General features: G+C 60.7%; 19 protein-coding genes. 11 read left to right on the forward strand and 8 right to left on the reverse strand.

Annotated features, from left to right (window positions below; all coding sequences use genetic code 11):
• Positions 1–108: 108 nt before the first annotated feature.
• Together grxC and AC3WWR_RS09230 are read right to left on the reverse strand one after the other, a co-directional pair.
• Complete coding sequence (grxC, locus tag AC3WWR_RS09225) at positions 109–360, reverse strand: glutaredoxin 3 (RefSeq protein WP_020797723.1); 252 nt, start codon at positions 358–360, stop codon at positions 109–111.
• A gap of 27 nt (positions 361–387) precedes the next feature.
• A complete protein-coding gene (locus AC3WWR_RS09230) occupies positions 388–906 on the reverse strand; it encodes a carboxymuconolactone decarboxylase family protein (RefSeq protein WP_492598653.1) in 519 nt (172 codons plus the stop codon).
• A gap of 131 nt (positions 907–1,037) precedes the next feature.
• On the opposite strand from AC3WWR_RS09230, the gene AC3WWR_RS09235 reads away from it, so the two are divergent.
• The 4 genes from AC3WWR_RS09235 to AC3WWR_RS09250 all read left to right on the forward strand — a co-directional run bounded on the left by AC3WWR_RS09235 (position 1,038) and on the right by AC3WWR_RS09250 (position 8,267).
• Entirely contained in the window at positions 1,038–1,850 is an 813-nt protein-coding gene (locus tag AC3WWR_RS09235) for an AraC family transcriptional regulator (protein WP_033044523.1), read from the forward strand.
• Positions 1,851–1,987: 137 nt separating this feature from the next.
• The gene (locus AC3WWR_RS09240) at positions 1,988–4,798 is read left to right on the forward strand and encodes an amino acid adenylation domain-containing protein (RefSeq protein ID WP_454866090.1); all 2,811 of its coding nucleotides are present in this window, start codon (positions 1,988–1,990) and stop codon (positions 4,796–4,798) included.
• Between the two features lie 97 nt (positions 4,799–4,895).
• Complete coding sequence (locus AC3WWR_RS09245; RefSeq protein ID WP_033044524.1) at positions 4,896–5,276, forward strand: RidA family protein; 381 nt, start codon at positions 4,896–4,898, stop codon at positions 5,274–5,276.
• A 993-nt stretch (positions 5,277–6,269) separates the two neighbouring features.
• Entirely contained in the window at positions 6,270–8,267 is a 1,998-nt protein-coding gene (locus tag AC3WWR_RS09250) for a peptidase U32 family protein (protein WP_033044092.1), read from the forward strand.
• A gap of 58 nt (positions 8,268–8,325) precedes the next feature.
• On the opposite strand, the gene katG is transcribed toward AC3WWR_RS09250, so the two are convergent.
• On the reverse strand, positions 8,326–10,578 hold the full coding sequence (katG, locus tag AC3WWR_RS09255) for a catalase/peroxidase HPI (protein WP_020800947.1): 2,253 nt from the start codon (positions 10,576–10,578) through the stop codon (positions 8,326–8,328).
• 492 nt (positions 10,579–11,070) lie between these two features.
• On the opposite strand from katG, the gene AC3WWR_RS09260 reads away from it, so the two are divergent.
• On the forward strand, positions 11,071–11,610 hold the full coding sequence (locus tag AC3WWR_RS09260; RefSeq protein WP_151142648.1) for a hypothetical protein: 540 nt from the start codon (positions 11,071–11,073) through the stop codon (positions 11,608–11,610).
• A gap of 4 nt (positions 11,611–11,614) precedes the next feature.
• On the opposite strand, the gene msrA is transcribed toward AC3WWR_RS09260, so the two are convergent.
• From msrA to AC3WWR_RS09275, 3 genes are read right to left on the reverse strand one after another with little or no spacing between them, the layout of a single operon-like run.
• On the reverse strand, positions 11,615–12,121 hold the full coding sequence (msrA, locus tag AC3WWR_RS09265; RefSeq protein ID WP_033044096.1) for a peptide-methionine (S)-S-oxide reductase MsrA: 507 nt from the start codon (positions 12,119–12,121) through the stop codon (positions 11,615–11,617).
• Between the two features lie 53 nt (positions 12,122–12,174).
• The gene (locus AC3WWR_RS09270) at positions 12,175–12,663 is read right to left on the reverse strand and encodes a copper chaperone PCu(A)C (protein WP_033044097.1); all 489 of its coding nucleotides are present in this window, start codon (positions 12,661–12,663) and stop codon (positions 12,175–12,177) included.
• Complete coding sequence (locus AC3WWR_RS09275; protein WP_020800942.1) at positions 12,663–13,268, reverse strand: SCO family protein; 606 nt, start codon at positions 13,266–13,268, stop codon at positions 12,663–12,665. The genes AC3WWR_RS09270 and AC3WWR_RS09275 overlap by 1 nt, the downstream gene beginning before the upstream one ends.
• Positions 13,269–13,508: 240 nt before the next feature.
• Between AC3WWR_RS09275 and AC3WWR_RS09280 the strand changes: the two genes are divergently transcribed.
• From AC3WWR_RS09280 to AC3WWR_RS09295, 4 genes are all read left to right on the forward strand, one after another.
• Positions 13,509–13,709, forward strand: coding sequence for a YbdD/YjiX family protein (locus AC3WWR_RS09280; protein ID WP_033044098.1), 201 nt, complete (start codon positions 13,509–13,511; stop codon positions 13,707–13,709).
• A gap of 1,489 nt (positions 13,710–15,198) precedes the next feature.
• Positions 15,199–17,760 (forward strand): nitrite reductase large subunit NirB, encoded by a 2,562-nt coding sequence (nirB, locus tag AC3WWR_RS09285; RefSeq protein ID WP_033043294.1) that lies wholly within the window; start codon positions 15,199–15,201, stop codon positions 17,758–17,760.
• Complete coding sequence (gene nirD, locus AC3WWR_RS09290; RefSeq protein ID WP_020796362.1) at positions 17,760–18,134, forward strand: nitrite reductase small subunit NirD; 375 nt, start codon at positions 17,760–17,762, stop codon at positions 18,132–18,134. Before nirB ends, nirD begins: the two co-directional genes overlap by 1 nt.
• Positions 18,135–18,165: 31 nt before the next feature.
• Positions 18,166–18,606 (forward strand): CBS domain-containing protein, encoded by a 441-nt coding sequence (locus AC3WWR_RS09295; protein ID WP_020796361.1) that lies wholly within the window; start codon positions 18,166–18,168, stop codon positions 18,604–18,606.
• An 88-nt stretch (positions 18,607–18,694) separates the two neighbouring features.
• On the opposite strand, the gene AC3WWR_RS09300 is transcribed toward AC3WWR_RS09295, so the two are convergent.
• Positions 18,695–19,126: a nuclear transport factor 2 family protein gene (locus AC3WWR_RS09300; protein WP_020796360.1), complete on the reverse strand. Its 432-nt coding sequence runs from the start codon at positions 19,124–19,126 to the stop codon at positions 18,695–18,697.
• A 169-nt stretch (positions 19,127–19,295) separates the two neighbouring features.
• Here AC3WWR_RS09300 and AC3WWR_RS09305 point away from each other — a divergent pair, with 169 nt between their 5' ends.
• Positions 19,296–19,970 (forward strand): DUF2238 domain-containing protein, encoded by a 675-nt coding sequence (locus AC3WWR_RS09305; RefSeq protein WP_033043295.1) that lies wholly within the window; start codon positions 19,296–19,298, stop codon positions 19,968–19,970.
• 99 nt (positions 19,971–20,069) lie between these two features.
• Positions 20,070–21,683, forward strand: coding sequence for a methyl-accepting chemotaxis protein (locus tag AC3WWR_RS09310; RefSeq protein ID WP_492598654.1), 1,614 nt, complete (start codon positions 20,070–20,072; stop codon positions 21,681–21,683).
• 133 nt (positions 21,684–21,816) lie between these two features.
• Here AC3WWR_RS09310 and ilvD read toward each other — a convergent pair whose 3' ends face one another.
• A complete protein-coding gene (gene ilvD / locus AC3WWR_RS09315) occupies positions 21,817–23,499 on the reverse strand; it encodes a dihydroxy-acid dehydratase (RefSeq protein WP_083349297.1) in 1,683 nt (560 codons plus the stop codon).
• Between the last annotated feature and the right edge of the window lie 151 nt (positions 23,500–23,650).

Genomic DNA, 23,650 nt, shown 5'->3' on the forward strand with positions numbered 1-23,650 from the left:
CTCGCGAAAAACTCAAGAGCGCCACGGGGTGCCAGGCTTCCCGCGTCATCGTTGACGACCATCGTCGGAACGCCGCCCGGAGCATGCTCGCTCCCTACAAACAGGGGATCAGGCCAGCATGGACATCAGGGCACCCTGGCGGTCCAGTTTGGCCAGGTCGTCGAAGCCGCCGATGTGCGTGTCGCCGAAGAAAATCTGCGGCACGCTGCGCCGGCCGCTGCGACTGAGCATTTCTTCGAGTTTGCCGGGCGTGCGCTGAACGTCGATCTCCTGCGGTGTCACGCCTTTGCCGGCCAGTAACGCCTTGGCGCTGCGGCAGTACGGGCAGGTGTCGGTGGTGTACAGGGTTACCGTCTTCATGAAATTTTTCCTCTGCAGCAGAGTGGTTCAGGCGTCGATAGCCGGAAAGTCGATCTCGGTCAGGGCGACGTTGTTCAGGTAGTTGGTCAGCGTCTGCGAAGCGACATGGGCGACCACTTCGACGATTTTCGCGTCATCGATGCCAGCGGCGCGGGCCGCGGCAATTTGCTCGCTGCCCAAGTGGCCACGACTTTCGGTGATTTGCCGGGCGAGCAACGCGTAGGCATCGAACTGGCCTTCACGGGCACTGAGTATCTCCTCGCTGGAAAGCCCCGCCTTACCGGCAAACAGCGTGTGCGCCGCGAGGCAGTAGTCGCAGCCGTTGACCTGGGAGGTGGCGAGGAAAATCGCTTCCTTCTGTTTGGCGCTCAAGGACGTCTTCGTCAATGCCGCCGAGTTCTGCAGGTAGGAGGCCAGTACCGCGGGGGCGTGGGCCAGGACCCGGAACACGTTGGGCAGGAAGCCGATTTTCTTCTGTACGCCGTCGAGCAATGGGCGGGAGTTCTCGGCGGCGTGTTCGAGGCTGACAGGGTTGATGCGTGGCATGGTGATTCTCCGTGGTTGATGCGCGACAAGCGCTGGGTACGGAGTGGATGCTAATGATTCGGGCTGGCCTATTGGGTGCAAATCGTCGACGATATGCGACAGATCGTCCAGAACTGCTGCCGGGGGCCTTCATGGATCGCCTGTCCACCTTGCTTGCGCATTTCGGTGTCAATGCCGGGACCTTTCACAGCGGTGCGTTTTGCGGCACGACAGCGTTCGATGGCCGTCAGGCCTGCGGTCATTTGCATTTGCTCCAGGCGGGCGAGTTGTCCCTCAGGCTCGCGGATGACCGTGAGCTGCACATCACCGAGCCGACGCTGATGTTTTTCCCCCGGCCGTATCGCCACCGCCTGCTTGCCCCACAGGACGGCGATACGCAACTGGTATGCGCGACCCTGGACTTCGACGGCGGCGCGGGTAACGCCCTCGCCACGGCGCTGCCGGATTACCTGGTGCTGAAACTGGATGAAATCCCGGCCCTGGCCAACACGTTGCAATGGTTGTTCAACGAAGCCTTCGACGGTACCTGCGGTCGCGAGGCGGTGATGGATCGGCTGTTCGAGCTGGTGGTGATCCTGTTGTTGCGGCACATCCTGAGCAGTCGCAATCAGCAGCCCGGCATGATGGCCGGTCTTGCCGATCCTCGCCTGGCGCGGCCCTTGAACCTCATGCACGAGACGCCCGGCAAGGCCTGGAGCGTGGCCGAACTGTCGGTGGCGGCCAACATGTCCCGGGCCAGTTTCGCCGAGCACTTCAAACGGGTGGTCGGGCAGGCCCCAGTGGATTATCTGGTGAGCTGGCGTATTAGCCTGGCGCAAAAGCGCCTGCGTGAAGGCAAGCCCATTGCCTTGATCGCCGAAGAGGTCGGGTATGAAAGCCCTTCGGCACTGGCCCGGGCTTTTCGTCGCAAGACCGGGGTCAGTCCCCGGCAATGGCGAGGATAACGGCACAGGGCTCGGCGCATGTTGGTCGACTCACTGGCGGGCCACGGCTGCTGTGCTAGCGTCTTGAGGGGAATTTCTCGTTTGCGAGCGTCCCGTCGTGTCTACGTCGTACAGACCATGGGGAGTCAACCAATAACATGCAGGATGCGCGCCCAAACCCGACGCTGGATCTGGAGTATTGTGTCGAACGTCCGATATTCACGGACTTCCTGCAGCACGCTGGACGAACGCCCGATGCCGTGGCGGTGGTTTCGCATGACACCACGTTCAGTTACGGCGAACTCGAAGCGATAAGCCAGCGCCTTGCCTGCTTTCTGCTGGAACAGGGCGCGAGCGCATCCGATCGGGTCGTGATCGTCTCCAGTCGCTGTGCCGGCCTGGTCTACGCCATGCTCGGTGCCTCACGGGCCGGCTTGACGTTCACCGTGGCCGATATGGCCTATCCCCGTGCGCGCATCGAACAGATCATCCAGGCGCTCAAGCCGACCTTTGTCCTGGTCTGCGGCGAGGCCACCTATGAGCCAGATCCCCAACGCGGGTCCGTCGTACGCGTGGTCGACATACCGGAAATGCCCACCGACGCGCTCAAGGCGTTCGCCGTCGAGCCAAAGGCCTTGCCCGAGGTAAACCCTGGAGACCCGGCCTATATCACCTTCACTTCGGGCAGTACCGGTGAGCCGAAAGGCATCGTCACCCATCACTCGCCCCTGGTTCATTTCATCGAATGGCATAGCCAACGTCACTCATTGACCAGGGACAGTTGTTTTTCCCTGCTGTCGGGGCTGGGCCACGACCCGGTCTACAGGGATGTGTTCACGCCGCTCTCCATTGGCGCAAAAGTCATCATCCCGGCCCAGTCGACCGTGATCGATCCAGCCGCCTTGGCGAGGTGGATACACCAGCATGGGATCACCGTCATTCACCTCACGCCGCCCTTGGGCAAACTCATTGAAACCGGCGCGAAAATCAGTGGCTTGCAGTTCAACGCGCTGCGCTATCTGTTTTGGGGTGGCGATGCCTTGAGCAGCACCCTTTACGAGCAAATACGCGCCATCGCGCCCAACGCCGTCAGCGTCAACTTCTACGGCACGACCGAAACGCCGCAGGCGATGGCTTACCATCAACTCGATCCTGCGCTCGACAATGCCAAAATCCCTCTGGGCAAAGGAATCGAGGGCGCGCAACTGTTGCTGGTCAATGAAGCCAATCAATTGGTCGGCGAAGGCCAGGTCGGGGAAATCCTGATCCGCAGCCCGTATCTGTCCCTGGGGTACTACGGCGACGCAGCACTCACCCGGGAAAAATTCGTGGTCAACCCCTTCACCCATGCCGAGGGTGATATCTGCTATCGGACCGGCGACCTGGGCACTTACCTGGCCGATGGCAGTGTCATGTTCCGCGGGCGCGGCGATAGCCAGGTGAAGATTCGCGGCCATCGCATCGAGCTGGCCGAAATCGAAGCGTCGATCTCAAGGCATCCGCGGATCAAACAGTGCGTGGTGCTGGCCAACAACGACCGTTCGAACGTGAAACTGGTGGCCTGTTGCGTTTGCGCCAAGCCTGTTGCATCGGCTGAGCTGCGTGAACAGGTGGGGCAGCAGTTGCCGGACTACATGGTGCCGGCCTTGTTCGTGTTCGTGGAGGCGATTCCACTGACGCCGAACGGCAAAATCGACAAGCGGGCGTTGCAAGCGCTTGTCGATAAACAGGCGGCACCGGTCAATAGCAGCCAAGACCTGTCGCCGCTGGCGCTCAAGTTGAGCCAGGCATGGGCGGAAATTCTTGAAGTGCCGCGCATCGATCCAGCGTTGACGTTCGTGGAGCTGGGCGGGGACTCACTCTCGTTCGTTCAGGCGTCAATGGTGCTGGAAGAGCTTATCGGTCATCTGCCCGATCAATGGGAAATGATCCCGGTACTCGAGTTGTGTGAACTGGCCAGCGACACCAAGGCCTCGAGGTTTTCGATACGGGCAATGGAAGTGCCGGTGTTTTTACGCGTGGTTTCCATCGTGTTGATTGTGATGGGGCATTTCCAGGTCGTTGAACATTGGCCGATGTTCGGCGAAACAATGGCCTTGTTCCTGGTTTCCGGGCTCAGCCTGGCAAGGTTTCAATTCAAGGCCATCAAGGAGTCCGGCAGCGTGCGCACGCTGGTCAAGTCCGTTGCCAGTATCGCGGTGCCCACGATCCTGTACACGGTGTTGGTGCAGGTGCTGTTCGATAAGGTGCATTGGCAATCCTTGCTGCTGATTTCCAATTGGTATTCGCCGAACCTGATCGGCAACTTCGTCTATTGGTACATCGAAGTATTGGTGCAGATGCTGCTGATCATCGGGTTCGTCCTGTCGTTCGAGCGCGTCAGGAACATCATCAGTGCCGACCCGTTTCGCTGTTTCGTCATTGCGACTTGCGTGTTGGCGGTGGCTGACGTGCTGATCAGTCGCTATGTGTTCGATGCAAGCGCGCTGTTCAATCGGGTGCCACAGCATTACCTGGCGATCATGGTGCTCGGAATGGCCATTCACAGTGCCAATTCGACTACCCAGAAGTGGATCGTCACGCTGGTTGCCATCGTGGTGGTAGGTTGGCAGGACATGCAGGCAATGCTGGGGTTTGGACCCCTCGCTGCCGACGTCTGGAGCCATATCGATATCGCCGTGCCTGCCGCTCTCCTGGTGATCTGGGTCCGCTCCATTCCCGTGCCCGGCCTGATGGCGAGGGGCATGGCATTGATTGCCTCCTCGACACTGTATATCTACCTGACGCACTTCCAGTTCCTGTCGGTGGCCCGGCGCATCGGCGATTATCCGCTGCTCGGGGTGGTTTTCGCCGTCGTCGGTGGTGTCGTGGTGGCTTATGCCTGGAACAAGGTCGTGCGCTGGGTATTGATGCGTGGCAACTTTGATGCCAAGAAACGTCGCGCGGATAAAGTCGAGCGGGTGGCGTAAGGGTTCCGTAAACTGGCGGCGCAACAGGCGTTGCCGCATGAATGCCGCGGCTGACATGCTTGCGCCGCCGCCTTACCACCTCAAACAAGAGACCCCCATGGCTAACCAAGACCTGACCTTCGTTCCCGATCCCGATGCGGACTCCATCTCCTCCGACGTCGCCGGATTCGCCGGCATGCTGGTCTCCACCCAGATTCCGACCCGTGCCGATGGCAGCCTTGAACTGGGCGATATCACCCTGCAAAGCGAGTGCACCCTGCAGGCGCTGAAAGTGGCCCTGGAGCGCGCCGGCAGTTCCATGGACCGCGTATTGCACTTGACTATCTACCTCACCGACATGGCCGACCGCGCCGCCTTCAACGAGGTCTACAAGCGCTTCTTCGCCAAGCCGTGGCCCGTGCGCGCGGCTGTGGGCGTGGCGTCGTTGGCGGTTGAGGGCATGCGGGTGGAAGTTACGGCGATGGCTGCGAAGGCCTGATCTGATCCCCCGCGCGCTCTGTAGGAGCCAGGCTTGCCGGCGAAGAACGATGACGCGGTTTAATTGGGTACATATCCATTGCTGCGGTAACGGCCACCTATGGTTTCGCCCTTACGGCGAGTCCCTTTTGGCAAACGCCCCAAAAGGAACCAAAAGGTCTTGCCCCACCACTCGGTGCCTCGCTTAGGCTCGGCATGCCCTCACTCCGGCATTGCTCCGTGGGTCGCCGCGATGGGCCGTCCCTGGCCCAGCGCGGCTAAACCGGCGTCCTGCCGGTTTCCCCACTGCGCAATGCCTGCGTTCGGCCATCGTGGTTAACGGGGTACCCAGATCAAAAGCCAAAGCGAGGCGGCCTTAAAGCCGACCTGATTTTTCCGGTTACCCCCAATGATCGTTCCCACGCTCTGCGTGGGAATGCATCCCGTGACGCTCCGCGTCACATGTGCGCAGGACTCAAGCCTTGCGTCGTCAGTGGAACGCGGAGCGTCCCTGGCGGCATTCCCACGCAGAGCGTGGGAACGATCACATCGCGGACAGACCTGGAATCAGGTCGGCTTTAAGGCCGCCTTGCTGTTGCTGTTGCTGTTGCTGTTGCTGTTGCTGTTGCTGTTGCTGTTGCTTTGGCTTTTGATTTTCTTGCCCCGTCGAGAGGCTTCGTTCCGGTTCTGCCCATCGCGGCGGGCCCTGTAGGAGCGAGCATGCTCGCGAAAAGCCTGAGGGCACCACGGGGAGTCAGGCTCCCCGCGTCATCGTTGACGACTATCGCGAGCATGCTCGCTCCTACAGGCCGGGCGGCGTTCCGTTTTTCCAAGTGACTCGCTGTAAAAGCGAAACCATAAGTGGCCGTTACCGCAGGAATGGATATGTACACCGGAAGAATAGGGCATAGTAGATCAAGTACATCCGAGAGCCACCTGGCAGTACACGGGTGCCCCGCGCTCATTTCACCGCTACAATGCGCGCCTCGACCGTGACAGCCTGACTAAAAAATATATGTCCCTGCCCAAACATCACCTGGAATTGCTCAGCCCCGCCCGTGACGTGGCCATCGCCCGTGAGGCGATCCTGCATGGCGCCGACGCCGTTTACCTCGGTGGCCCGAGTTTCGGCGCGCGCCACAACGCCTGCAACGAGGTGAGCGATATCGCCGCGCTGGTGGAGTTCGCCCATCGCTACCACGCCCGGGTGTTCACCACGATCAATACGATCCTGCACGACAACGAGCTGGAGCCGGCCCGCCAGTTGATCCATCAACTGTACGACGCCGGTGTCGACGCGCTGATCGTCCAGGACCTGGGTGTGATGGAGCTGGACATCCCGCCGATCGAGCTGCACGCCAGCACCCAGACCGATATCCGTACCCTGGAGCGGGCGAAGTTCCTCGACCAGGCCGGCTTTTCGCAACTGGTACTGGCCCGCGAGCTGAACCTGCAAGAGATCCGCGCCATTGCCGATGAAACAGAGGCGGCGATCGAGTTCTTTATCCACGGTGCGTTGTGCGTGGCGTTTTCCGGCCAGTGCAATATTTCCCACGCGCAGACCGGCCGCAGCGCCAACCGCGGTGACTGCTCCCAGGCCTGCCGCCTGCCGTACACCCTCAAGGACGAGAAGGGCGGGGTGATCGCCTACGAGAAACACCTGCTGTCCATGAAGGACAACAACCAGAGCGCCAACATTCGTGCACTGGTGGAAGCTGGCGTGCGCTCGTTCAAGATCGAAGGGCGTTACAAGGACATGGGCTACGTGAAGAACATCACCGCCTACTACCGCCAGCGCCTGGACGCCGTGCTCGAAGACCGTCCGGACCTGGCCCGCGCGTCCAGCGGCCGCACCGCGCATTTCTTCCTGCCCGATCCGGACAAGACCTTCCACCGAGGCAGTACCGACTACTTCGTCAGCGAACGCAAGATCGACATCGGCGCGTTCGACTCGCCGACCTTCACCGGCCTGCCCGTGGGCGTGGTGGAAAAAGTCGGCAAGCGCGATCTGCTGGTGGTCACCCACGAGCCGCTGTCCAACGGTGACGGCCTCAACGTACTGGTCAAGCGTGAAGTGGTGGGTTGGCGGACCAACATCGCAGAAGCTAAAGGCGAGTTCGAAGAAGACGGCGAGAAGCGCTATCGCTACCGCGTCGAGCCCAACGAGATGCCCAAGGGCTTGCACCAGTTGCGCCCGAATCACCCGCTGAGTCGCAACCTGGATCACAACTGGGCCCAAGCGCTGCAAAAAACCTCGGCCGAGCGCCGGATCGGTCTGTCCTGGGTCGCCCGCTTGCGCGAGGAACGCCTGGAACTGACCGCCACCAGCGAAGAGGGCGTCAGCGCCAGCGTTGCCCTGGACGGGCCATTCGGTGTGGCCAACAAGCCGCAGCAGGCCCTTGAGCAACTGCATGACCTGCTGGGTCAATTGGGCACCACCGAATACCACGCCACCGACATCAAGCTGGATGCACCGCGGGCGTACTTCATTCCCAACTCGCAGCTCAAGGCCTTGCGTCGCGAAGTGATCGAGGTGTTGACCGATGCACGCATCCAGGCCCATCCACGGGGTGGCCGCAAGGCCGAGACCAGCCCGCCGCCGGTGTATCCGGAGTCGCACCTGTCGTTCCTGGCCAACGTCTACAACCAGAAGGCCCGCGACTTCTATCACCGTCACGGGGTCAAGCTGATCGATGCGGCCTACGAGGCCCATGAAGAAACCGGCGAAGTCCCGGTGATGATCACCAAGCACTGCCTGCGGTTCTCCTTCAACCTGTGCCCCAAGCAGGCCAAGGGCGTGACGGGCGTGCGCACCAAGGTCGCCCCGATGCAGTTGATCCACGGCGACGAAGTGCTGACGTTGAAATTCGACTGCAAGCCGTGCGAGATGCACGTGATCGGCAAGATGAAGGGGCATATCCTCGATCTGCCGCAACCGGGCAGTGTGCAGCAGGTCGTCGGGCACATCAGCCCCGAAGACCTGCTCAAGACCATCCATCGCGCACCCCACTGAGTGCCCGTCGAGCGCGCAGTCAAGGCTGCGCGCTCGTCAACTCACCCTACGGGGCTGCTCACCTCAAGTCGAAGCGGTCCAGGTTCATCACCTTGGTCCAGGCCGCCACAAAGTCCTTCACGAACTTTTCCTCGCCGTTGCTGGCATAGAACTCCGACAGCGCGCGCAATTGCGAGTTGGAGCCGAAGACCAGGTCGACTCGCGTCCCCGTCCACTTTTTCTGGCCGGTCTTGCGATCGCTTGCTTCAAACTCTTCCTGGGCGTCCGACACCGGTTTCCACTCCACGCCCATGTCCAGCAGGTTGGTGAAGAAATCGGTGGTCAGTGCCTCGGGCCGAGTGGTGAAGACGCCGTGGGAAGTCTGCCCGACGTTGGTGTTGAGCACGCGCATGCCGCCAATCAACACGGTCATTTCCGGCGCTGTGAGGGTCAGCAACTGTGCCTTGTCGATCAACAGCGACTCTGCCGATACGCGGTATCGCCCCTTGAGGTAATTGCGGAAGCCATCGGCAATCGGTTCGAGAAAACCGAAGGATTCGACATCGGTCTGCTCCTGGGAAGCGTCTGTGCGCCCCGGCGAGAAAGGCACCGTGATCGTGTGTCCGGCATTTTTAGCAGCCTGTTCAACGCCTGCACAACCGGCGAGCACGATCAGGTCGGCCAGGGAGATCTTCTTGCCACCGGCGTTGAATTCCTGCTGGATACTCTCCAGTTTTGAAAGTATCCCCGCCAGTTGCTCGGGCTGGTTGGCCTGCCAGAACTTTTGTGGAGCCAGGCGCAAGCGCCCGCCATTGGCACCGCCGCGTTTGTCCGAACCGCGGAAGCTGGACGCCGCGGCCCAGGCCGTCGAGACCAGTTGCGAGACCGACAGACCCGAGGCCAGCAGTTCGCTTTTCAGGGCCGCGACGTCGCTGTCGTTTACCAACGGATGATCGACTGCAGGTATCGGGTCCTGCCACAGCAGTTCTTCATTGGGCATTTCCGGGCCAAGGTAGCGCGAGAGCGGGCCCATGTCGCGGTGCAGCAGCTTGTACCAGGCACGGGCGAACGCGTCGGCCAGTTGATCGGGGTTCTGCAGAAAGCGCCGTGCAATCGGCTCATAGATCGGGTCGAAGCGCAGCGCCAGGTCCGTGGTCAGCATGGTCGGGTTGCGACGCTTGGTTGGATCGTGCGCGTCAGGAATGATCCCGGCGCCAGCACCGTTCTTCGGCGTCCACTGATGGGCGCCTGCCGGGCTCTTGGTCAGTTCCCATTCGAAACCGAATACGTTCTCCAGGAAGTTGTTGCTCCATTTTGTCGGCGTGGTGGTCCAGGTCACTTCCAGGCCACTGGTGATGGTGTCGGGGCCTTTGCCGGTGCCAAAGCTGTTCTTCCAGCCCAGCCCTTGCATTTCGAGGCCAGCGGCTTCGGGTTCGGCACCGACATTGTCGGCAGGGCCAGCGCCGTGGGTCTTGCCGAATGCGTGACCGCCGGCAATCAGCGCCACGGTTTCCTCGTCATTCATGGCCATGCGGCCGAACGTCTCGCGGATATCCTTGCCGGCGGCTACCGGGTCCGGGTTGCCTTCCGGACCTTCCGGGTTGACATAGATCAGGCCCATTTGCACGGCCGCCAGCGGGTTCTCCAGATTGCGTCCTTGCTCGGTACGGCTCTCCTCATTTTCCCCGGGCTCAGCGACAAGTGGGCCTTCGCCGGGCTCCTGCATGGCTTTTTGCGCCTTGTCGTAGCGTACGTCGCCCCCCAGCCATTTGTTTTCCGAGCCCCAGTAGACATCCTCGTCCGGTTCCCAGACGTCAGGCCGGCCACCGGAAAAGCCGAAGGTCTTGAAGCCCATGGTTTCGAGTGCGACGTTACCGGTCAGGACGATCAGGTCGGCCCAGGAAATGTTGTTGCCGTACTTTTGCTTGATCGGCCACAGCAGGCGGCGGGCCTTGTCCAGGCTGACGTTGTCGGGCCAACTGTTGAGCGGCGCAAAGCGTTGCTGGCCAGAGCCGGCGCCGCCTCGGCCATCGCCTGTACGGTAGGTGCCCGCGGCGTGCCAGGACATGCGCACGAACAGCGGTCCGTAATGTCCGAAGTCCGCAGGCCACCAGTCTTGAGAGTCAGTCATCAACGCGGTCAGGTCACGCTTGAGCGCGGCAAAATCCAGGGCCTTGAACGCCTCGGCGTAGTTGAAGCCCTCGTCCGCGGGGGAGGACAGGGACGAGTGCTGGTGCAGGATCTTCAGATTCAGCTGGTTCGGCCACCAATCGCGGTTCGTGGTGCCACCACCAGCGGCATGATTGAACGGGCATTTCGTTTCAGTTCCCATCTGTGAGCTACCTTTGGTCGTGTTCATTCAGCCATCGTTCCGTTTCGGGCACGATGGCGGTGAGTGAAATCAATGACTCAGGCTGTTGGCCCAGCAAGTCGATCAACTGATCATCGTGGCCAAATGGGCATCTCCGGCACTGGCAAGCGAATTGCCAACGGGAAGACCCACGGTATGCCTAGTCGGTTTCTGACTCCCGCTTTATCTTCTTATCAGGTCTCGACCGGCCAGACGGCACCGGCGTTAGATAAGGCTAGACCGCCCTTGGGCAGACGGCTAATAGCTGGAGTATTTGTAGCCGATAGGCGGAATCTTTCAAGGCGTCTTCGATTGCTGTCGGGCACCGCTCAGTTCCTTCCCACAAGGCAGCTGAAAGGGGGCGGGCAAGGGCGACGTCGGCTTGATAGCTATTTGCCACATCAGCCGACCACTGGCATGGCGAACAGCACCATCCTGTGCCTTACTCGGGAATCGGTCCGGGGAGGGCAGTGGATGCGACATAGAGGCGCACAATTCTGGCTTTGGCTCAATAAACGCCTGCCCGTCAAAAGCTACGAAGACGTACTGGGCGACGGCAGGCAAATCGAGGTCCAGGCGCGCATTACCCTGCAGGGCATGACCCAGGTATTCATCGGGATCTACGCCGCCAATGGTTCATCGATTTGCGAAGAATTTCATGACCGCAGCCTGCGCGAGCCGTTTGCGCTGGCGCTGCAGTGGGGTGGTCAGCGGGCCAGGGCGATTCTCCTGGAGACCCAGCCGTTCATCGCGCCCCATCGAGCACAATTGACCTTGAGCACGGTCATCACTGACGAAACGGTATTGGCCTTGCGTCGTCTGGAGATGAGCAAGTACGAGCGCTTGAAAATCATGGCCGACGATGCCCAGGCCGAATACACGGCGGCACTGTCGGCCATGCTCGAGCTGATGCGTTCACCCAAAGTCGATCCCCAAGTGTGGGATGAACACAGTGAACGGTTGCGCCAGGCCATTGATCGACGGGTCTGCGTACAACGCAGTTATCTGTCTTGATTCATTATTTACGTCTGGGCAGTGTCCAGTTCGGTCGTATGAAGTGGCAGGTGTAACCGTTGGGGTAATGCTCGAGGTAATCCTGATGCTCGGGCTCCGCTTCCCAGAACGGCCCGGCGGGGGCTATTTCCGTGACCACCTTGCCGGGCCAGAGGCCGGAGGCGTCAACGTCGGCCACGGTGTCTTCGGCGATGCGTTTCTGCTCGTCATCCAGGTAAAATAGTGCCGAACGATAGCTCGTCCCCAAGTCATTGCCCTGGCGGTTTCTGGTGCTCGGGTCATGGATCTGGAAGAAAAACTCGAGGATCTGGCGATAGCTGATCTGCTCCGGGTCGAAGACGATTTCGATCGCTTCGGCGTGGGTGCCATGGTTGCGATAGGTGGCATTGGGTACATCGCCCCCCGAGTAACCGACACGCGTGGAGATCACCCCCGGGTAGCGTCGAAACAAATCCTGCATGCCCCAGAAGCAGCCGCCAGCGAGGATGGCGGTTTCGGTGTTCGTCGTCATCAGTACGCACCTCCCATCAAAGAGCGGCCTCCATGGCGGAGGCCGTCAGACCCTCAATGCATCTTGCTGTGATCCATATTGCCATGATCCATCGTATTCAGTGCCTTAGCCGGCGCGTTCACCTGGATCGTTTCTTTCTCGCCCTTGGCGTTTTCCACGGTCAGGGTCAGTGGCACGCTATCGCCTTCCTTGATCTGGCCCGTCAGGTCCATGAGCATGACGTGGTAGCCATGGGGATCGAAGCTCACCGGCTTGCCGGCCGGCAATGCCACGGACTCGACCTGCTGCATGCTCATCACATCGTCCTTCATGCTCGACTGGTGAACCTGCACCGTCTTCGCCACGGGCGATTGCACGCTGAGCAGCTTGCTGTCGCTGTCGGCCTGCAAGGTCATGAAGGCGCCGCTCGAAGGCTGACCGGCCACCGTCGCCCTGACCCAGGCATCGCTGACCCGGGTTTGCGCGGACACCTGCCACGCCATGCCGATCAGGGCCATTCCCAGTACAAGCTGCTTGATACGTGGTGCGCAAAACGAAGTCATCAGCAAACCTCCATGACGGTGAGCAGGTCTTCTGCGCACTCTTGAGCGGTAAGGGACGCGGACAGGCCGAGGCGCAAATTGCCACGGGAGTCGAACACGAAGCTGGTCGCGGTATGGGACAGGGTGTAGGTATCGCCGCTTGGGACTTTCTCGAAGAATACGCCGAACTCCTTGGCGGTGGCGGCGGTTTCTTCCAGGGTGCCGTACAGCGCCTCGAAACTCGGGTCGAAGGCCTTTACGTATTTGTCGAGCAACTCGGGTGTATCGCGCTCAGGGTCCAGGGTGATGAAGATCACTTGCAGGCGCTCGCCATCGCGGCCCATCAGTTTTTTCGCCTGGGCGGCGCGGGCCAGCGTGGTCGGGCAGACCGCCGGGCATTGGGTGAAGCCGAAGAAGATCATCGGCATCATGCCCTGGTAGCTGCCGAGCATCCGGGTTTCGCCCTCGGTGTCCTTGAGCTTGAAGGAGCGGCCCATGATCTTGTCGCTCAGGTCCTTGCCGTATTTGAACGACAGCTTGCTGCTGTCATCGCAGCCGGCGAGCAGGCCGAGGCTCAACAGGCTCATGCCTTGCAGGACTGTGCGGCGGGAATACAACGTACTCATGGAAAAAAGCTTCCTGTGTGCAACAGAGAAAACACAGTGCCTGACGGATCAGGCGAAAAAAAGCGCAGGGATGTTAACAAACTGTTGCCCGTTGGCGGTCAATCGATGGCCAGCCGGTCATGCGCCAAAAGGTCGCGGGGGCTTGAATACATGAAAATACAATTGGCCGGGAAGCGGACACATTGCAGATACATCAGTGGGGTTATATCGGGCTGTCCAAATCTCATCGAGAGCACTGCCATGATCCGCAAATTGCAGCAAGCCGCCAGTTTCCTTAGCCAGAGCGCGCGTTTGATGGTGGGCGTTCCCGATTACGACAACTATGTCGCACAGAGGGCGATCAGCCATCCGGGCGAGCCGGTGATGACCTACGAGGCGTTTTTCCGTGAGCGTCAGGACGCCCGTTTTGGGCGCGGGAAATGTAATACGCGGTGTTGCTGACGCTGAAAACTACCCCGCTTACGGGCCCGACCCACTGTGGGAGCTGGTTTGCCAGCGAAGGCGTCCTGACAGCCGACCTATTGTTTGTTGACGGAGTACATATCCATTCCTGCGGTAACGGCCACCTAGGGTTTCGCTCTTACAGCGAGTCACTTGGAAGAACGGAACGCCGCCCGGCCCCAAGTAACCAAGGGCTCTTGCCCCTGGCGTTCGGTGCCTCGCTAGGGCTCGGCATACCCTCGCTCCGGTCCTGCTCCGTGGGTCGCCGCGATGGGCCATCCTTGGCCCAGCGCGGCTAAACCGGCATCCATGCCGGTTTACCCACTGCGCAGAACCTCCACTCGGCCTCTCGAGGGGGCAAGAAAATCAAAAGCCAGATCAAGATCAAACGCAAAAGCGAGGCGGCCTGACAGCCGACCTGATTGCAGGTCTGTCCGCGATCCCATTGTGGGAGCCAGCCTGCTGGCGATGGACTTCCAGGCGGCGCGTTCATCCAGACAGGGCGGGTTATCGTTGACGTCCATCGCGAGCAGGCTCGCTCCTACAGGGGTACGTGCTCACTTGAAATCAGGTCGGCTGTCAGGCCGCCTCGCTTTGGCTTTTGATCTGGGTGCCCCGTTAACCACGATGGCCGAACGCAGGCATTGCGCAGTGGGGAAACCGGCAGGACGCCGGTTTAGCCGCGCTGGGCCAGGGATGGCCCATCGCGGCGACCCACGGAGCAATGCCGGAGAGAGGGCATGCCGAGCCCCAGCGAGGCACCGAGTGGTGGGGCAAAGCCTTTTGCTTCCTTTTTGGCGTTTGAAAAAGGGAGTCGCCGTAAGGGCGAAACCATAAGCGGCCGTTACCGCAGCAATGGATATGTACTCCAACAACATCGCCCACAGGCTTCGACGCATCATGGATCAACGTTGGTAGAAGCGCCGATGGCAATCGTCACAGGTTGACGGACAGGCTCATGGCGTGAGGGGGTAAGAAAATCAAAAGCCAACGCAACGACGAGGCGGCCGCTGGGCACCTGACACCCCTCGGCGCTCTCAGGTTCATCGCGAGCATGCTCGCTCCTACAGGTTTTGCGCACTTTTAAAGCGCGGTGACCGAAAGCGTGCACCAGTGCGAAGCGGGTTGCCGATGCATTTTTCTCTGCGACATTTACCACTGGCAGCACCATTCATTTCGCCAAAAACCTGCCAATCTGGCGGCCAGCAAGGACTAAACACTCACGTCTGCACCACCATGATGTCTTCTTGCGTTCGGCTGGCACAAACCCTGCATAAACCCCATCAAGCCCCTCTGAAAAAGATGGGCAGCCCTCTCGGTCAACGACGATCGACTGGCCGCACAGGTCGTGGGCAACATCGGTGGATCAGGCATGGCCGTCTGGTTTTCAACACCGCAAAAGAACAGGCAAAGACGCCTGGAACCGCAAGGTTTCAGGCGTTTTTTTTTGCTTTTTTTCACCGTGATGGGCTTAGGGCAGGTGTCGTTTATGAATTCCAATGTAGCCACTTTGAACAAACAGCAAACGCTGGTCGTGATCGGCAATGGCATGGTCGGGCATCATTGTGTCGAGCAGTTGATCGAACGTGGCGCCCTTGACCGCTATCGGCTGCATGTCTTCAGCGAAGAACCAATGCGTGCCTACGACCGCGTGCATCTGTCCGAGTACTTTTCCGGTCGCGACGCCGAGTCGCTGGCACTCAGTGACGCGGCGCTGTACGAGACCCAAGGCGTCACGTTGCACCTGGGGATACCGGTGCTGGAAATCGACCGCGCCCGGCGCCAGGTGATCACCGCTCAAGGTTGCGTGGCCTACGACAAGCTGGTCCTGGCCACCGGCTCCTATCCGTTCGTGCCGCCGATCGAAGGCGCCGAAGGCGATTCGCGCCTGGTCTATCGCACCCTGGAAGACCTCGATGCCATTCGTGCCGCGGCGGCCAATGCCCGGCGCGGTGTGGTGGTCGGCGGTGGCTTGCTGGGCCTTGAAGCCGCCAACGCCCTGAAAAGCCTGGGGCTCGAAGCGCACGTGGTGGAATTTGCCCCGCGCCTGATGCCGGTGCAACTGGATGATCTGGGTGGCCTGGCGCTCAAGGCGCAGATCGAGCGCCTTGGCGTCGGCGTGCACCTGTCCCGCGCCACGCAATCGATCAGCGCTGGCGAGCAGTACCGCTACCGGATGAACTTCGCCAACGACGAATTCCTCGAAACCGACCTGATCGTGTTCTCCGCCGGTATCCGCGCCCAGGATGCGCTGGCCCGGCAATGCGCGCTGGAGATCGGCCCGCGCGGTGGCGTGGTGATCGATGACACCTGCCTGAGCTGTGACCCGAACATCTACGCCATCGGTGAATGCGCGTCCTGGAACGGCAGCCTGTTCGGCCTGGTCGCGCCGGGTTACCAGATGGCCCGCAGTGTCGCCGCGCGCCTGTGTGACGATGCCGCCGAGCCGTTCCAGGGTGCCGACATGTCGACCAAGCTCAAGCTGCTGGGCGTCGACGTTGGCTCCATCGGCGACGCCCACGCCAATACGCCTGGCGCGCGCAGCTATCAGTTCATCGACGAAACCACGGCCAGCTATCGCCGCCTGGTGGTGGATGCCAGCGGCAAACACGTGCTCGGTGCAGTGCTGATCGGCGACAACAGCTATTACGACACGCTGTTGCAATACATGCAGAACGCGATCGCCTTGCCGGCCGAACCCGCCGCGTTGATCCTGCCGTCGTCCGAAGGTGCACCAACCCTGGGGCCTGGCGCCTTGCCGGAAACGGCCACGGTTTGCTCGTGCCACAACGTGACCAAGGGCGCCATCTGCTCGGCCATCGACGGCGGTTGCACCGACCTTGGCCTGCTCAAGTCGCAGACCAAGGCCTGCACCGGCTGCGGCGGTTGCGCCGGGTTGCTCAAGCAAGTCTTCGAACATGAGCTGATTGCCCGTGGGGTCAGCGTCGACAAGAGCCTGTGCGAACACTTCGCCTACACTCGCCAGGAGCTGTATGCGCTGGTACGGGTAGAAGGGGTGATCAGCTTCGAAGAATTGCTGGCCAAGCATGGCCGTGGCCACACCGGTTGCGACGTGTGCAAGCCGGCGGTGGGCTCGATCCTGGCGTCGTGCTGGAACCAGCCGATCATGGACCCGTCGCTGGTGCCGCTGCAGGACACCAACGACACCTTCATGGCCAACATGCAGAAGAACGGCACCTATTCGGTCGTGCCACGCATTCCCGGTGGCGAGATTACTGCCGACAAGCTGATTGCCATCGGCGTGGTGGCGAAAAAGTATGACCTCTACACCAAGATTACCGGCGGCCAGCGCATCGACCTGTTCGGCGCCCAGTTGCACCAGTTGCCGGACATCTGGGGCGAACTGATTGAAGCGGGCTTCGAAACCGGTCACGCCTACGGCAAGTCGACTCGCACGGTGAAGTCCTGTGTCGGCAGCACCTGGTGCCGCTATGGCGTGCAGGACAGCGTGCAAATGGCACTGACCATTGAGGATCGCTACAAGGGCCTGCGTTCGCCGCACAAGCTCAAGTTCGCGGTGTCCGGTTGCACCCGTGAGTGCGCCGAGGCGCAAAGCAAGGACGTCGGCGTGATCGCCACCGAGAAGGGGTGGAACCTCTACATCGCCGGTAACGGCGGCATGCGCCCGCGCCATGCCGAGCTGTTCGCCACCGACCTCGATGACGCGACCCTGATCCGCTACATCGACCGCTTCCTGATGTTCTACATCCGTACCGCCGACAAGCTGCAGCGCACCTCGGTCTGGCGCGAAAGCCTGGAAGGCGGCCTGGATTACCTCAAGGACGTGATCATCCACGACAGCCTGGGCCTGGGCGCCGAGCTCGAGTCGCAGATGCAACTGGTGGTCAATCGCTACGAATGCGAGTGGGCCAATGCCCTCAAGGACCCGGAAAAGCTCAAGCGCTTCCGGACCTTCGTCAACGATAAACGCCCGGATCCGGACATCCACTTTGTCCAGGAGCGCGGCCAGCGCCGGCCGATCATGGCGGCTGAACTCAACCTGATCCCTGTTACCGAGGAGAGTGTCTGATGAACCCGTCCAATACCCTACGCGTTGAAGCCCCTGCGTCTGTCGTCTGGCAATCGGTGTGCAGCCAGCAGGACCTGGTCAATGACTCCGGTGTGGTGGTGTGGCTGGACGGTGCCCAGGTGGCGCTGTTCTACCTGCCGGGCATGGAAGGTAAACAACTCTATGCCATCGACAACCACGACCCGCAATCGGGGGCCAATGTCATCGGCCGCGGACTGGTCGGCAGCATCAAGGGCGACCTGGTCGTTGCCTCGCCGATCTACAAGCAGCATTTTCGTCTTGAGGATGGCAGTTGCCTGGAGTACCCGCAACAGCGCTTGCGGGTCTGGCCAGTGCGGTTGAACGAAGGGTTGGTGGAAGTCGGAGTGGCCTGACGTTGCAGGCCATTTACATCAGGAGACGAACATGAAGACAGCCGCACAGTTGCTCAAGCTCAAGGTCGTGGAAAATCAGCAGGTGCACAGCATCGCACCCGACGCCATGGTGTTGGAGGCCGTGCAGAAAATGGCCGAAAAGAACGTGGGCGCGTTGCCGGTGATCGAAAAGGGCCAGGTCGTCGGGGTGATCAGCGAGCGTGACTATGCGCGCAAGGTGGTGCTGCTGGGGCGTTCGTCAGTGGGCACGCCGGTCCGGGCGATCATGAGCTCGCCGGTGGTCACGGCCGACAGCCAACAGAGCATCGAGCATTGCATGGCGGTCATGACTGACAGCCATTTGCGGCATCTGCCGGTGGTGGAAAACGGCGAGCTGATCGGTTTGCTGTCGATCGGCGATCTGGTCAAGCAAGCCATTATCGAGCAGGCCGACCTGATTCGGCAGTTCGAGCATTACATTCGCGGGCACTGAAACCAGGGTCGGCACCAGCGCAACACCCAAGGGGACGGATCGGCGGGTAGACGCCCATTCGTCCCCTTTTTCCGGGGTCACCCCCACATCAGAACTTGAACGCCTGTCGTCCTACCAGTAGCCATTTTCCGCTTTGTTTCTGCCAGATCTGGAAGTTCTCGATTTCCGTCGGGACCACCTCGGAGCCCTTGAGAGCCTGGGCCGAAAAGTGGTGGCGAACCAACGCCACATCGCCGGAGACGGTGATGGTCTGGTTCTGCATCTCAAGGGTCTTGAAGGCGCTTTTGCCGGTTTCGATATCGGCGATGAATTGTTGCTTGTCCTGGATTTTGCCGCTGGAATGGCCGTAGCTGAGGTTTTCGGCCGTCAACGCATTCAGCTCGGCAATGTCCTTATGCAGCATTGCCTGGGTCAAGTGATCGACGGCTTTTGCCACGTCCTTGTCCGCGGCCGCCGGGCTGGCTGCGACGTAGCCGCAGAACAGGCACAGAAAACCAATCAGCACCTTTGCTTTTTTCATGAGGGTTCCTTGTTGTTATGAGTGATCGGAGCGACCGGGTAATGCTGCTCATCGGTCATCGTACAACCTAGCATGAGTCAAAGGAAAAAAGCGAACTGCGGCGAGGGTTCCTCTCGAAGTTAAAAGTCCCTATGGATCTTGAATTCACGGGTGTCGAGGAACTCACATGATGCAGCCCAGGGAACATCCGCGATACGAATTGACGCTGTTGATTCTGTTCATGCTGGTCGTCATTGCGCTGGGCTATTCCCCACGTAGCCGGGTGGATTGGGCGCTGGAAAACCTGCTGGCGCTGCTGCTGGTGGGGACGTTGGTGGTGTTCTATCGCCAGTTTCGCCTGTCGGCGGCCTCCCTTACGCTGGTATTCGTGTTCTTGTGCATTCATGAACTAGGCGCCCATTACACCTATTCCCTGGTGCCTTACGATCGTTGGTGTTCGGCCTTGACCGGCGTCAGCTTCGACAAGAGCTTTGGCCTGCAGCGTAACCATTACGACCGGCTGGTTCATTTGAGCTACGGGCTAATGATGGCCTGGCCAATCCGCGAAGTGCTGCTGCAGCTGACACCGTTGCGCGGGCGCTGGCTGTTCTTCATGGCCTTGAACATCATTTTGTCGACCTCGGCCGTCTACGAACTGGTGGAATGGATTGGCGGGGCTTACTTGGGCGACGACACGGCAAAAGCCTTTGTCGGCGCGCAAAACGACCCCTGGGATTCTCAAAAGGACATGGCGCTCGCCGTCGCTGGCGCATGGGTGAGCCTGCTGTTGGTTTCACTGCGACATACGGCAGAAAAAGCCGCTTTACCTACCGCATGTCGCAAAAACAGAAATCAGTGGGGATAGCCTTCAATTCGCGCAGCGACCCGTCGATAACCTCTTGAAACGCCATTCGCGATGGCCGTTTTGCCCATCGACATACGTGCCAGAAAGAGGAACCACAGAGTGTCCATAAAACTGCGTTTGCTGCTGCTGATAGGGACGGGGTTGCTCACCGCGTTGATCATGGGCCTGGTCGGTTACCTGGGGACTGCCCGGATGGCGGATGCGGTGCAGGAAAACGAGGTTGGCATGACCGTGCTGCGCAACCACATGGAAGCCGACATGATGCACGACGCGCTACGTGCCGACGTGTTGTCCGCGATGTTGGTCGGGCTGGGTAAAAGTACCAGCAGCAAGGCCGAAGTGCGCACGTCCATCGAAGAGCACGCGGCACACTTTCGCGAAGTGCTCGGCGACAACCTGAACCTGGCGGTCAATGCCACCCTCAAAGACGCGTTGAACAAGATCAAGCCCAGCCTCGACACCTACATCGCTGCGGCTGAGCGCATTGTTGGCATCGCCCTGGAAAACCCCGAGGCCGCGCAGAAAGAACTGGGCGCCTTCAACAGCGTGTTCAGCCAACTGGAAGACCAGATGGCGGCCCTCAGCGAGCTGATCGAAAACAACACCCAACAGACCGGTGCAGGGACCCGTCAAGCGCTCGGCAGCGCCAACCTGGCCCTCGGCGCCGTGCTTTTCGCCAGCCTGTTGTTGCTGCTCGTCCAGGGACGCTGGGTGATCCTGAGCATCATGAACCCCTTGCAAACGGCCAGTCGCATCGCCGAACGCATCGCCCATGGCAACCTGAGCGAAACGATTGCAGTACCCGAGCGCAAGGACGAAGCCAGCACCCTGATTCGCAGCCTGGCGACCATGCAGCGTGATTTGCGCGACATGATCGAAGCAGTACGCAGCAACGCCCATGGTGTCAACGGCATGAGCACACGCCTGAGCGAGGGTTGCCACGAAGTGGCCGGCAGCAGCCAGCAACAAAGCGCCGCCGCCAGCACCATGGCCGCCGCTGCCAGCGAAATGACCGCGAGCATCGAGGAAATCACCCGGCATGCCGGAAGGGCGCTGGACATGGCCAACCAGGCCGAGGCGCTGGCCAAGGATGGTGGGCGGGTGATCCATCAGGTGGTCAGCGACATGGACGGCATCGCCCGTTCGGCGCAGCAGTCGGCACAGGTGATCCGCACGCTGGACAAGGAATCCGAAGGGATTTTCAGCATCATCCAGGTGATCAAGGGCATCGCCGACCAGACCAACCTGCTGGCGCTCAACGCCGCCATCGAAGCCGCCCGCGCTGGGGAGCAGGGCCGTGGTTTTGCCGTGGTGGCCGATGAAGTGCGCAGCCTGGCGGGCCGCACCAGCGCTTCGACCCAGGAAATCGCCGCCATGGTCTCGCGCATCCAGCAAAGCACCCGCGAAGCGGTGATCAGCATGGAGGAGGGCGTGTCCCAGGTCGACAAGGGCATGGCCGTGACCGCCGACGTCGAGCGTGCCATCCGCGAAATCCTCGAGGCCACGCTTAGCACTACGCAACTGGTCAACGACATCAGCCGCACCATCGGCGAGCAGAGCCTGGCCAGCAATGAAATCGCCCATCAGGTGGAGATGATTGCCGGCATGTCCGAAGGCAACAGCAAGGTGATCGGGCAGACGGCTTTGACGACGGATGAGTTGTCTTCGCTGGCGGGGCAACTGTCGCAGTCGGTGGATCGCTTCCGCCTTTGATACATCCTTTCATTTTGCACTGCCTTTAAGGGCCCCTTCGCGAGCAGGCTCGCTCCCACAATGGAATGCATTAGAAAATGTGGGAGCGAGCCTGCTCGCGAAGGCGGTAGATCAGACAACACAAATCCAGGTTTCAAAGGTACTTGTCAGTCACCGCCCCCTCCGAAGCACTCGACACGGTCTTCGCATACTTGGCCAGCACCCCGCGCTTGTACTTCGATTCCGGCCGTACCCAACGGCTCTTGCGCTCGGCCAGTTGAGTATCGGACACATCAACGGTGATCTGCCGGGTTTGCGCATCGATGGTGATCCGGTCGCCATCTTCGATCAACGCGATCGGGCCGCCTTCAAACGCTTCGGGTGTGATATGCCCCACCACGAAACCATGGGAGCCACCGGAAAAACGCCCGTCGGTGATCAGCGCCACATCCTTGCCCAAACCCTTGCCCATCACCGCCGATGTCGGCGAGAGCATTTCGCGCATGCCCGGCCCGCCCTTGGGCCCTTCGTAGCGAATCACGATCACATCGCCCGCCTGCACTTCGCCGTTGAGGATGCCGGCCAGGGCGCCTTCCTCGCCGTGGTACACACGGGCCGTGCCTTCGAAGCGCAGGCCTTCCTTGCCGGTGATCTTGGCCACGGCACCGGTGGGCGCGAGGTTGCCGTGCAGGATCACCAGGTGCGAGTCCTTCTTGATCGGCTGATCGAAAGGCAGGATCACGTCCTGGCCAGCGGGGTAGTCGGGCACGTTTTCGAGGTTTTCCGCCAGGGTCTTGCCGGTCACGGTCATCACATCGCCGTGCAGCATGCCAGCGGCGAGCATGCGCTTCATCAAGGGCTGGATGCCGCCAATGGCCACCAGCTCGCTCATCATGTATTTGCCACTGGGGCGCAGGTCGGCCACCACCGGCGAAATCTTGCCCAGCTCGACGAAGTCATCCAGGGTCAGTTCGACATCCACGGCATTGGCCATGGCCAACAGATGCAGCACGGCGTTGGTCGAGCCGGCGAGGGCGATCACCACGCGAATGGCGTTTTCGAAGGCCTTGCGGGTCATGATGTCCCGGGGCTTGAGGTCCAGCTTGAGCAATTCCATCACTTGCTGGCCGGCGCGGAAACTGTCCGAGGCCTTGTCGCCGCCAACGGCGTCCTGGGAGCTCGAACCGGGCAGGCTCATGCCCAGCGCCTCGATGGCCGAGGCCATGGTGTTGGCGGTGTACATGCCGCCACAGGAGCCGGGGCCGGGAATTGCCACTTCCTCGATCTGCTTGACCTGGATCTCGCTGATGTCACCGCGCGCGTGCTGGCCCACGGCTTCGAACACGGAAATGATGTCGGTGTGGCCGGCGCCCGGGCGGATGGTGCCGCCATAGACGAAGATCGAAGGGCGGTTGAGCCGCGCCATGCCGATCAGGCAGCCTGGCATGTTCTTGTCGCAACCCCCCACGGTCACCAGCCCGTCGAAGCCTTCGCAACCGACCACCACCTCGATGGAGTCGGCTATCACCTCGCGGGACACCAGTGAATATTTCATGCCTTCGGTGCCATTGGCGATGCCGTCGGAAATGGTGATGGTGTTGAAAATGACGCCCTTGGCGCCGGCGGCATTCGCGCCTTTTTCCGCTTCGATCGCGAGTTTGTCGATGTGCATGTTGCACGGCGTGACCATCGCCCAGGTGGAGGCGATGCCGATCTGTGGTTTCTTGAAGTCTTCGTCGGTAAAGCCCACGGCACGCAGCATGGCACGGGCGGGGGCAGCCTCCACGCCGTCGATTACCTGGGAGGAATATTTGCGCAGATCGTCTTTGTCGCTCATGGCGGCTCCCACATGCTCAACTGATGACCAGTGAGTATAGTCGCCACCTACATCCATCACGCGCGGGCTGGGCTTGTCGTGATATTCTTCGCAACAACTTGGTTTGATCTATTCAGTTTTCCTGCCCTTGAGGCGGGCGAGCAGAATCACT

It is taken from the genome of Pseudomonas sp. EB271-G4-1, from assembly GCF_058791355.1.